An 11297-nucleotide genomic window follows, 5' to 3' on the forward strand; every position below is an offset into this window, starting at 1 on the left:
CGACGCCCGCTCGGGCAGCTTGTCGGCCGGAGTGCGCAGCCGCACCACGTCGCGGCACTGGACCACGACAACGGCCTCGCCCTGCACAGGGCAATCACCGACCCCGCTCGCGTACACGCCCACCTTGACGCCGCCGCGCTCGTCCGTCTCCGCGACGGGCGTCGCATGGCCATCGCGGCTCCGGCCGCGACCGCGGTGATCCGTGCGGGCGTGCCGCCGGCCGGGCTGGTCGCGGATCTCACCGAACAACCGCTGGACATCTTCGATCGGGATGGTGACAACTTCGTGGTACGCGCACTGCAGGCTGACTACGACGGCCTGGACCCACTGGGCCAAGAATTGTTCCGCCTGCTCGGAGTCCAACCGGTCAACCGGTTCCCCTTCCCGATACCGGCCGCGCTGATCGCACCCCCACAGAACCGTCCAACCCCGCTCGACGCCGTGGCCGCACGCGACGAGACGGGAGTCGACCCCGCTGGTGGTTCGCGGTCCCGCCACACGGGCCGTGTACGTCGGGTCCTCGACGATCTCGTCACCGCCGACCTGCTCGTCCACCACCCTGCGGACAACGAGCCGTCGGCCGAGGTCACGGATCCGACCGGCGTGACCGGACCGATATGGACGATCGGCGCGGCCCAGCAGCGCCTCGCCCGCGACCTCGCCGAAGCACTCGACCCTTCGGATGTGCGGGTCGCCGCGCTGGTCCGCGTGGTCGACGTGGTGCTGTGGCCGGCATTGCACGCCGCCGACTCTGTCGTCACGCCCTACCGGCGCCGCACGCCCTACCCGACGCCTCCGGACGGCCCGGCCGGGTCCGGTGGGCTGGGGGTGTTCGTCGACCGCCGGGATGCGTTGACCTGGCTGGAACGCCACGTCGACACCGTCGCCGCCTACGTCCGCGCTCTGTACGCGGCCGCCGAATACGAGCGAGTCTGGCACCTGGTCGACGCGCTGTGGGCACTGTGGCTGCACCGCAAGCACTACACGCTGAGGTTGGAGCTGGACGCGCTCGCGCTGCGCGCCGCCCAGGCGTTGGGCGATGAGTCCAAACAGGCGGAGATGTTCAAGCGGATCGGCCTCGCGCAGAACTCCCTGGGCGCCTACGACGAGGCGAAAGAGGCACTCATGGCGGGCCTCGCGTTGCGCCTGAAGCTGCGTGACCGCTGGGGTGAGGCCGACTGCCGCAGCGCTCTGGGCCTGCACTACCAGGCCGTCGGCGACGTGGAGACCGGCAGCGTCCAGTTCCGGCTCGCGGCACAGTCGTACCGACAGCTGGGGGCGTACCGCGAGACGGCACTGACCCACCACAACCTCGGCGTGCTCCAGCTCGACGCCGGCCGGGTCGGCCTGGCACAGGTCATGTTGTCCCGGACGGTCGGGGAGTTCGCGGCGTTGGCCGAACCCGACGAGTACAACGCCTTGCGGGTCCGCATCGACCTGGCCCGCGTCCACCTCGCCGCCAAGCACTTCCGGGCCGCCCGTGACCACGCGGTCGAGGCCCTCGACGGGCTGCGGCGGCTCGGCAACCCCGCCGAGCAGGCCCGCGCCCTGGAAGTCCTCGCCGACATCGCCCACGCCACCGCCGACCTGTCCTACCTGCCCAGGCTCGCCGACGCCCTCACCTTGTACGAGTCGGTCGACTCGCCGCACGCCGACCGGATCCGTGAGCGCTTGGCCGCCGACCGGCCCGCGACCGAGACCGAGGCCCAGAAAAGCCTCGGGGAGAACGGCGGGCAGCGCCCATGACCACGACGACGCGTGTCAGGTCTGCGCACGCCACCTGCTTACCCGCACGCGCCTGGACGCTGTGCTCGCCGCGACAGCCGACGACACGCACCCACACGAGGTGAGCAGCCCGCCGACGACCGACCGACCTTCTCACGCGTCGCAGCCCTGCTGACCATCGCGTCACCGATCGACAAGGAACCGTTGTGGCCGTCCAGTTTCCGTGCAGCACCGTCGAGCGTTTGAAGGTGCTGTACCGCTTGTTGCCGGGCCCCGACTTCAGTGTCGGCAGTGCCGCAGAGCTGCTCGGCGAGGACATCGCCACCACCATCGACGCCATCACCGCCCTAGTCGAACTCGGTGCGCTGGAACCGTCCGGCATGTCACAGTCCGACCTCGCCCTCGGCGACTCCGCGACCGCGGTCATGCTGCGCTACAAGTCGACCGCACCACCGACCCGCCCGTTCGTGCTGCCGGCCGACGACAGGGAGACCGACGCGCTTCACCGGGTACTGCGCCGCTTGCTGTTGCACAGCACCGCTGTCGCGGTAGCGATCGCACCGGGCGAGTTCCGCTTCGCCGACCTGGGACCACTGCCGGTATTCGCCGACGGTGCTGCGGCGGTGGGGTGGTTCACCGCGGAGCGTGAGTCGGTGCTCGTCGCCCAGCGGGTGGCGTATGCGTTGCGCGATCTGCCGATGACCTGGCGTTTCGCCGAGGCCGCGTATCCGGCTCTGGAGCTGTTGCGGCGCCACGAGGACCAGTTCGCGGTCCAGGATCTCGGGGCGACCGCGGCAGACATGTTCAACCATGCTTCGGCCGCTGTCTGCTACGCCCGGCTCGGCTCGTCGTGGAACGCCCTGGGCCGCTACCGCGATGCCGTCGTGGCAGGCCGGCGGGCGCAAGTCCTTGCCGAACGGCACGGCCACGCGTGGTCCCGCTTCACCGTCCACATGGTCCTCGGCGTCGCTCGCCGCGGCCTGCGCCAGTACGACCAGGCCTTCGCGGAGTTCTACGCCGCGTGGGAGATCGACGTGAGCGGATCGGCCGCCACGCCCGTCGGGTACGACACCACCCCGCACACCTCGTTCGGCCTGGTGGCTGCCGAGATCGCTCTCACCCACCTGGCCGCCGGTGACGCGGCTGCCGCGCTGGCACCGGCGCGTCAGGCTGTCGAGCACCTCGCCCGGGATCCGGGCCGCCGTCGCGACACGGTCTGGGCGCGCATCGTGCTCGGTCGCGTCCTGACCGCCGTCGGCCAGACCGCCGACGCGATCGACGTGCTCGACACCGCGCTCGACGCGCTGGATTGGCACGTCGACCTGGACTACGCCGCCCGGATCAAGCAGGAGCGCGCGGACGCCGCCGCCGCGCACGGCGATCACGAGCAAGCACAGCGCGACCGCCACGACGCGATCCGCCTGCACGACCTGGCCGGCCACCACGACCTGGCCGACCGGATCCGGCACCTGCTGATGGCCTCGGGCACCGACACACCCAACGGCGCCGACGCGCGCGACACCGGCACCGACGGATCGCCGGAATCGGAGGCGGGGTTCGACGACACCCGCTGAGTGGCACGTCCCGCCGCTGTAGGCCGATGACCCCAGCCGTACCCAGCGCGCCGTAGGACCACGGCGCCCACATCCCCGAAGGTGCGCCATGAACAACCCGACCCACTCCCGAGACGCCACGGCACTACTCGCTCGCGCCCACCTGTTCCCGGGCACGAGTTTCAGCCTGGGAACAGCTGCCGCCGCACTGGGCGGACGTGACGCGCTCGCCGCCGCGACGGTGGCCACCGGCGAACTCCGCGCCGGCGGACAACTAGCACTCGACACCGCATCGAGCACCGGCGAACACGACATCGCGACGTTGCCCGGCGCTCCGACTCCGCGCTACCGGTGGATGATCGAACCGGCCACCGCGGCCGGGAAGCTCGGAGCCGAGGAGCAGGACGAGTCACGACGACGGGTCCTGGACCACCTGCTGGACCACCTCTACGGTGTCGCCGAACGGCTGGATCCCGGCAAGTGGCGGCCCCTCGCGCCGCGGCACGTGCCGGTGTTCGACACCGAACTGCACGCCCTGGCCTGGTTCGACGCCGAGGCAGAGACCGTGATCGCGGCCCAGCTCGTCGCGTTCGACGCGGGCGACCTGGAGACGCCGTGGAGGTTCGCGGTGGCGGCCTGGTCCCCGCTGCGGGTACGGCGACGCCACGACGACCAGCTCGGTATTCAGGCGGTCGCCGCGAGAGCGGCGGACCGGGCCCGGGGGCGCATCGCCGAGGTGATCGCGGCCCCGCCGCTGGCACGCCAGGCGTACGCGTTGACAGGACTCGGCCTCTACGACGAGGCGGTCGACACCGCGACGTCGGCGCTGAAGTCGGCGGAGGAGATCGGTCACGACTGGTCGCGGTCCACCGCGCTGACCGAGCGGGGGCGCGCCCACCGCGCGCAAGGCAACCTCGGCCTGGCTTTGGCGGACCTGGTGGCCGCGCTGGAGATCGACCAGGACCGTGTCGTCATCGGGCCCGACGGTGAGCCGACCAGCCCGGCGACCGCCATCGGTCTGCGCTGGACCGAAATCGCCGACACGCAACTGGCCGCCGGAGACATCGAGGCTGCGGTGCGGTCGGCCCGCAACGCGGTCACGGCGGTCACCAAGGATCCGCGCCGGCACCGCGAAACCGTCCGCGCCGTCGCCACACTCGGCCACGCGCTGATCGCCGCCGGGCACCCGCAGGAGGCGATCACCGAACTGCACGAAGCAGCGGACCTGATCGACCTCCACACCGACCCGGGCTACCTCGGGCGACTCAAGGAACTGATCGGCGACGCGCACGCCGCGCTGGGACACGTCGAACCGGCCCGACGTTTCCACGACGACGCGGTCCGCCTGTACGAGCAGAACGGTCAACCGGGCAACGCCGAGGCGCTGCGGACCCGGCTCGGACATCCGAGTCCGACCACCGATGACGACGGCACCACCGACCCTGCCGGCTGACACCGGGCAGGCAACCGCGCCGATCTCGCGGTTTACCGACTCACCGACCTCCCCGCGACCCGCAAGGAGCGTCCCGCCGATGGCCGGCGCCAACCAGGCATCACCACCGCCACACACCATCTCCGCCGAACACGCACACCCTGCGCGGGCGGCTGCCTACCTGCTCGGCGGAAGCGTGCACACGCAGGCCGACCGCGCCTTCGCCGAAAGTCTCGTCGCCCGATGGCCGAGATGGACCGCGGACCTCCGGGCTGCCGAGACGTTCCTCACCGGCGCGCTGCGCAGCCTGCACGGCGACGGCTTCGACCAGGTCATCGACCTGTCACCCGTGCTGCCCACGCCCGACGGGCCCTACGGCGCATTCGCCCCGGGGGCGGGTGTGCGCATGGTGCGTCTGGATCACGATCCCGCCACCGCCGCGCAGACGGCCGCCCTGCTGCGCGGCACGCCGCATCGGGTCGTCGAACGCGATCCGGATGCCCCGCAGACGGCACTCACGCTGATCCACCAACGTCGGCTGCTGGATCTCCGCCGACCCGTGGTGCTGATGGCCGGGCTCGGCGCGCTGGAGAGCAGGCCGACCGGTTCGGCCCTGGAGCGGATGCTGGCCGTCTGGGGGAGCGAGCTGCCCAGCGGGTCGTTGCTGGTGTTCACCCACGACAGCGACGACGCACGCAGCCCGACCGAGGCGATGGCCGCCCGCGCGGCCCGAGCCCGCTACACGCAGCTGGGTATGGCGTTCACCGCCCGGTCGGGCGCGACGTTGTCGGTGTCGCTGCGCAACACCGGGTGGGCGCCCATCGAGTCGCTGACCTGGGCCACCCGCAGTCCCGCGCCCACGCACGGCATCGCCGCACGCGACCAGGGTCGGCCCGATGGCCGCGCGGCGTCAGTGCTGGCGGGCATCGCCGTACACCGACCGCGGCACCGAACCCCGACCAGACACGGCGGCAGGCACCCGTTGACCGGCGTGACCGGGCAATCCCCACCGCCGATCACCCTCCGACCAGCAGGACAGCACCGATGAACGCGACGGGCAACCGCATCCTCACCACCCTTGCGAAGGCAGGCGAGCAGGGACTGGACGGGCTGGGGATCCAGGCCGGTACCGCGCTGGGAGTGGGCACCAGCTACCCGCACCTACTGCGGCTGGACAGCGCCGGGCTCGTGACGCACAGGTGGGAACAGCGTCGACCCGGCACCCCACGCCGCCGCCTCTACCAGGTTACCGACCTCGGGCGGGCGGAGGCACGCCAACTGGAGCTGCTGCCGCCACCCCGATCGACGCACCACCCGCTGCGCCTGTGGGGACGCGTCCCAGGTCGACGCTCGACCGGGTCGGTCACCACGTACACGACCGGCACGGGCGTGTCGAGGTCGGCCAGGGCGACGGGATCCCGCGCGGCAGGCGTCATCTCCGACACGGTCAGGCCATACGTGATCGGCAAGCACGTCGTGGGCCACGATCGGAGCGCCACATGGTGACGATCCGGCCCGACCTGGTGACTCGCTGGACCGCGCCCAGCGCCGTGGAGTTGCCGGAGGTGCGTCTGCGCCTGCGTGAACACGTCCTGCACCCCGACAATCCCGACTTCCTGGTCCGCGTCGCCTACAACAGGACCACGGTGTTCCCGACCGTGGCCGGGCCGCCGGAGATGGTCGCCGGCGTCGGTGTGGCCGGCAGCCTGAAGGTTGCCCAGCGCGAACGACGACGCCTGGGCGAGGCCCAGTTGTACTGGGTCGACGAGGACATGACCTCGTTGGCACTCGCCGCGGCGGACACCCCGTCCCGGGAGCCGATGCTGGCCCGCCGGATGCCCGCCGAGGCCGGGCTGATGGTGTTCGCCCACCCCATCGGGGGCCGCGACCTCGATCCGGCCGTGTCGCTGGCCAACCTCGGCTACCCGAACGCCTGCGAGCCGGGCACGTTGGTGATGCCGACGCCGATCGTGGCGGTGTCCTGGTCGTACTGGACTCCCGCTCACCTCGACATCGACGGCATGCCCGACGTGCGGTGGAACGTGGACACTCCCGACGGCCCGATCCCGCTGGACAGGGGAGTCGAGGGGGTGTGGCTGACCTTCTGGACACCCGGCGGCCAAGGCTGGGACGCCCTGCCTCCCGACGCCGTGTTCTCCGGCGGCCCCGGGGTGTCCGTCACGGTCGGGGAACTGGCCGACATCGAGGCTAGGCAAGGGGTACCGCCGCTGCGCAGCCTCTCCGAGACGGTGCTCCTGTTCGGTCGTCCGCTGCCGCGTTCCCTTCCCGACACCCACGGCCAGTGGGCGCACGCGGTCTACACGACGTGGCAGATCATGTCCCAGACCGGCTCGGCGAGGCTGACCGAGACCGAGACACTCAACCGCCCCCGCCACGGTCGCAAACGCGACCAGCGCGACGGGGTCACCGCACCCGGTGGTGTGCAGTTGATCCGCGTCCACACCCGGCACCGCCCGTCCGCCCAGGCCAGTGCCGAGGACGCGCAGACATCCACTGACCGCCGCGCGCCGCAGTGGACCCGGCGGTGGCCGGTCCGCCCCTACCGACGCAACACCTGCCTCAACTCCCGACTGCACGCCACGGGTGGCTGCGACCACGAGGAGACGGTGGTGCCCGGCCACATCAAAGGCCCGGCGGACAAGCCGCTGGTCATCGCCGACCGCGTGCACGTGGTGGACGCACCACCACCCGAGGACACCTGAACCACCCCACGCGCCACCGGCCACCGCCGCAACGCACACCCACCGCTCGACACGAGCAGCAGAACAGACCCACCCGGGAGCACACCGTGAACCCCTCCGACGACACCACCACCGAACAGACCGCACACCACCTTCACCGCGTGCTGGGGTCCGTGCCGGGCAGCAGCCACCTGGTAACCGTCTCGCTGGCAGCGGCGCTCTGCGACGACGAGGCGACGGCCCGCGCCGCGCTGGACGCACTCACCGACACCGGGCGAGCGAAGCCGTACGGCACCCACCACGGCAACCCCGACGACCGCTACCAATTGCTGTACCCCGGCCAACCACCGCGCACCGGCTACCGACCCTCGGCGACCGACATCGAGGACTGGAAGAAGGTGATCACCTGGCACGCGGACCGCGCGGCCGACGCCGCACACGTACTGGCTCCGCGCACCTGGTGGGCCCACCCGCAACGACACGCCGCAACGCCCGCGCAGACCTCCGAGGCACGGTCCGGCGCCGAGCGGTGGTTCGACGAACACCGCATGGATCTACGGGTCATGCTCTGGACCGCCGTCGAGCACCGCTGGGCCGAACCGGGGCGCGACCTCGCCGAAACCCTGGCCTGCCTTGCCGATGCCACGGGCCTGCACCACGACGCCGTGGACTTCGCCGACGCCGGTCTCCGCCTGACCGACCGCAGACCCGCGATCGAGGCGACCGTGCTGCACGCCCGGCTCGTCACCGCCCTGAGCGAACTCGGCGACCACGACGCCGCCCGCCGCGCTGCGGAATCCGTCGCCCGCTTCGCCGAACACGACACGACCGACCCGTCGACCGCCGCCCAGGCGTGGCGGGTGCTCGCCCGCGCGGCCGGCAAGGCCGACGCCCTCGACGACAGGATCGGCTACCTCCTCAAGGCACTCAACGCCGCCGCCCTGGGCGCCGACACGAGCCTGCGCGCCAGCCTGCACACGGTGTTGCGGGAAGCCGTGGAAGCGAAACTCGGCGTCAACGCGAGCGCGATCCACTCGCTGCTCAACCACCGATCGACACCACCCCCGCCGTCCGGGCACCGGGATGAAAGGCCGCACGATGCCGCGAACCGGACGGCCGAATGAACGACATCCCGCAGTGGCCTTCCGGGTCCACCTCCCGGGACGACGACACCGACTCACTGGCCGTGTGTCATCCCGCCCGTGTCCACGCCGTGCCGCGCGGAAGCGGCCGTGCCACCGCCGCTGAACAGGCACTTGCCCAACGGTTGCCGCACCACGACCCGGGTCTGCGAGACCGCATCCGCACCGCGTGGTCCTGCCAAGCCCGCGCCGCCCTGCACTTCCAGCACCTCAAGGTCGGTGCCATCGTGGACTCGGCCACCGGCGTCCCGGAGACCAACCTCGCGCCGCACCGGGTCCTGCCCGATGTCGTCTGCCCACCCACACCGGTGATCCACGTCAGCGCCGATCCCACCGTGCACGAGCAAGCCGCCCTGCCGACCCGGCACGTCAGCGCGGTCGCCGCCGTGTCGGCCGACATCCGTGACCCCCACACGGCGTGGTCGGCGGTCCTGGACACCGGTCTGATTCCCTCCGGTCGGCCTGTGACGTTTCCGGCCGTGGGACTGGCGGACCACGTCACAGAGCCGGCCGCTCTCACCCGGACTTCGACCGGCCTGGCAGGTGCCGTTCCCGCGAGCTCGCCGCCGGCGAACACCCACCGCAGCGACACGACCCACCACTCCGACACCTTCGACGATCCCCAACCCGACTGCCGGGCCGATCTCACCGACCTCGTCCATGATCGCGGGTGGGAGCTTCAGAAAGCGGTGACGCTCGCGGCGCTGTGGCGCACCGGGCCCCACGACCCGCGTTACGGCACTCCCAGTGTCGCCTCCGGGCCGGCCGAACTCCCACCCGGCTACACCGACGTCGGAGCGGACCGATGAACGCCGCTCTGCGAATCCGGATCGGACAGTTGCAGCCGTTCATCCGTGACAAGGTCCGGCAGAACTGCCACCTGCCGCTACCGGCTCACATGTCGCAGGACGACCTCGTCCAAGAGGCGTGGCTGTCGGTGCTGACTTCCCTGCCGCACTACGCCGGCCCACCGGAGTCGATTCACGGCTGGGTCGCGGTGATCGTCCGACGACGGGTCGCCGAGGTCTACCGGACGCGCAAGACCTGGCTGCACCACCCCGTCGACGACATGACCGACCTGGCCCACAGCCTCGACCGGCACCACTGGCTCGACATCGAACTCACCGCGCAGAACAACGTCACGGCCACAGAGCTGCTGTCCCACCTGGACGAGCGAGGCCGTCGCATCCTGGTCCTGCACAGCATGCTCGACCTGTCCCACGACGACATCGCCCGCCGAATCGGCAGCACCACCGCCGCGGTCCGCGTCGCCTACAGCCGGGCACTGGCCAAACTGCGCGCCATGTCCGAGTGGGGCATCGGCATGCCCATCACCCTGATCCACCGCGACACCATCCGACTCCATCCCCACAACCTCGACCTCGACCTGGGCGACCTGGACACGCTCACCACCGCGATCGCGACCCACGGCCTACGCCGCCCTCTGCTGTTGCACCGCACCGCAGACCGGGGCGGATCGGTCGTACTGCTCGACGGCCACCGCCATCTCGCCGCGGCGGCCCGGACCACGCGCACCCAAGTGCCCGCCGTAGTGCTGACCGACGTGACCCAGACCTGGCTGGACAAGGCGGCGCACGGCCTTACACCGTCAGACGCCCGCGACCTGGTGACCGAGCACCTCGCGACAGGCCGGACGACCGCCTCATGACCACGACTCCCGACACCGACCCGACGCTCGATCCTCCGACGACCCACGTACCGACTGAAGACCGCCGGACCCGCAGACGACCAACACGGCCCGCACGAGCACCTGACGCCGTCCACACAGTCGGAACAGCTCACGATCTGAGACCGCGAGACACCGGAGCAGATTCCAGGGCTCCACCGCACACCTGGTCGGCCGCATCACCGAGCGCGGGACACGTCGGACGCCTCCCTCCCCACCGCACCGACACCCTCGGCCGACAGCGGCGCCTTGCCCACATCGAACGGCCGCTCACCCGTACGAAGGACCACCACACCTCATGCCTCGCCTCCAGCCCTTGCCTGCCGCCCCACCTCACGGCGAGAAGCTCCTCGCCCTGCTCTCGACCGAAGCATCAACGGTGCTGACGACGAACCGCGACACCGGCCTGGGCCCGGTACTGGACACGGTGATGACCAGCACCACCAACGCCCGCATCCCCGTGGCGGCGACCGAACGAGGCGCGCGGATCACCGCCTGGATCATCCGCCACCGCGAGGCGCTGATCGACGCCGTGACCGACACCGCCGACCAGCCCCAGTGGACCAGAACACGCGACCTGATCACCTCGGCGATCCACACCGCCGCCGACATTAACCTGCACCACACCACCGTCAACGCGCTCGAACGACGCCACCGCCACCTCATCCACCTCCTCGACACCCCGGCCGACAGCCGACCGGTTCGCAACGAGGAATTCACCGTCCTGAACCCGACCGTTGGACGATTCCGGCCCATGCCCCCCAACTAACGACCACCATCACGGAGTCCCGCCATGACCAGGACCGGCTGCACGTTCGCCGTGCCCCAGATCGATCGGTTCACCGCTACGGCCAGACCACTGTCCACCGCCCGCCGACCACACCACACGATATGACCGCGCCCGAACGCAGCCGCCTCGTCCGGGAACGACTCTCCCGCGAACTGCGGCGGCTGCGTACCGAGGCCAAGATGACCGGCACGGCCACGGCGCGCGCTACCGGGATGAGCCAGTCCAAGCTGTCGAAGATCGAGAACGGCATGCTCCTCCCGTCCGTG

The 11297-nt window shown here is 71.2% G+C and carries 11 protein-coding genes; all 11 read left to right on the plus strand.

Annotated features, from left to right (window positions below):
- The first annotated feature begins 165 nt into the window (after nucleotides 1-165).
- The gene (locus ADK67_RS27795) at nucleotides 166-1746 is read left to right on the plus strand and encodes a tetratricopeptide repeat protein (RefSeq protein ID WP_053719473.1); all 1581 of its coding nucleotides are present in this window, start codon (nucleotides 166-168) and stop codon (nucleotides 1744-1746) included.
- Nucleotides 1747-1967: 221 nt separating this feature from the next.
- Nucleotides 1968-3299: a hypothetical protein gene (locus tag ADK67_RS27800; RefSeq protein WP_157620890.1), complete on the plus strand. Its 1332-nt coding sequence runs from the start codon at nucleotides 1968-1970 to the stop codon at nucleotides 3297-3299.
- Between the two features lie 88 nt (nucleotides 3300-3387).
- Nucleotides 3388-4731, plus strand: coding sequence for a hypothetical protein (locus ADK67_RS27805; RefSeq protein WP_157620891.1), 1344 nt, complete (start codon nucleotides 3388-3390; stop codon nucleotides 4729-4731).
- 79 nt (nucleotides 4732-4810) lie between these two features.
- Complete coding sequence (locus ADK67_RS27810; RefSeq protein ID WP_053719476.1) at nucleotides 4811-5758, plus strand: SAM-dependent methyltransferase; 948 nt, start codon at nucleotides 4811-4813, stop codon at nucleotides 5756-5758.
- Nucleotides 5755-6216, plus strand: a complete 462-nt coding sequence (locus tag ADK67_RS27815) for a PadR family transcriptional regulator (RefSeq protein WP_053719477.1) — start codon at nucleotides 5755-5757, stop codon at nucleotides 6214-6216. Before ADK67_RS27810 ends, ADK67_RS27815 begins: the two co-directional genes overlap by 4 nt.
- Nucleotides 6210-7433, plus strand: coding sequence for a hypothetical protein (locus ADK67_RS27820; RefSeq protein ID WP_053719478.1), 1224 nt, complete (start codon nucleotides 6210-6212; stop codon nucleotides 7431-7433). The genes ADK67_RS27815 and ADK67_RS27820 overlap by 7 nt, the downstream gene beginning before the upstream one ends.
- Nucleotides 7434-7519: 86 nt before the next feature.
- Nucleotides 7520-8536: a hypothetical protein gene (locus tag ADK67_RS27825; protein ID WP_053719479.1), complete on the plus strand. Its 1017-nt coding sequence runs from the start codon at nucleotides 7520-7522 to the stop codon at nucleotides 8534-8536.
- Nucleotides 8533-9363 (plus strand): SAM-dependent methyltransferase, encoded by an 831-nt coding sequence (locus ADK67_RS27830; RefSeq protein ID WP_082403905.1) that lies wholly within the window; start codon nucleotides 8533-8535, stop codon nucleotides 9361-9363. Before ADK67_RS27825 ends, ADK67_RS27830 begins: the two co-directional genes overlap by 4 nt.
- Nucleotides 9360-10223, plus strand: coding sequence for an RNA polymerase sigma factor (locus ADK67_RS27835; RefSeq protein ID WP_053719481.1), 864 nt, complete (start codon nucleotides 9360-9362; stop codon nucleotides 10221-10223). Before ADK67_RS27830 ends, ADK67_RS27835 begins: the two co-directional genes overlap by 4 nt.
- Nucleotides 10224-10620: 397 nt before the next feature.
- Complete coding sequence (locus ADK67_RS27840; RefSeq protein WP_053719482.1) at nucleotides 10621-11010, plus strand: hypothetical protein; 390 nt, start codon at nucleotides 10621-10623, stop codon at nucleotides 11008-11010.
- A gap of 122 nt (nucleotides 11011-11132) precedes the next feature.
- The coding region (locus tag ADK67_RS54795) for a helix-turn-helix domain-containing protein (protein WP_157620892.1) at nucleotides 11133-11297 on the plus strand (165 nt) is incomplete at its 3' end.

Source organism: Saccharothrix sp. NRRL B-16348, assembly GCF_001280085.1.
Taxonomy (GTDB): Bacteria; Actinomycetota; Actinomycetes; order Mycobacteriales; family Pseudonocardiaceae; genus Actinosynnema.

Coding starts and splice junctions, on each gene's coding strand:
- ADK67_RS27830 (WP_082403905.1), top strand. CDS start 8,533: ATGAACGACATCCCGCAGTGGCCTTCCGGGTCCACCTCCCGGGACGAC.
- ADK67_RS27795 (WP_053719473.1), top strand. CDS start 166: ATGGCCATCGCGGCTCCGGCCGCGACCGCGGTGATCCGTGCGGGCGTG.
- ADK67_RS27835 (WP_053719481.1), top strand. CDS start 9,360: ATGAACGCCGCTCTGCGAATCCGGATCGGACAGTTGCAGCCGTTCATC.
- ADK67_RS27805 (WP_157620891.1), top strand. CDS start 3,388: ATGAACAACCCGACCCACTCCCGAGACGCCACGGCACTACTCGCTCGC.
- ADK67_RS27815 (WP_053719477.1), top strand. CDS start 5,755: ATGAACGCGACGGGCAACCGCATCCTCACCACCCTTGCGAAGGCAGGC.
- ADK67_RS27810 (WP_053719476.1), top strand. CDS start 4,811: ATGGCCGGCGCCAACCAGGCATCACCACCGCCACACACCATCTCCGCC.
- ADK67_RS27820 (WP_053719478.1), top strand. CDS start 6,210: ATGGTGACGATCCGGCCCGACCTGGTGACTCGCTGGACCGCGCCCAGC.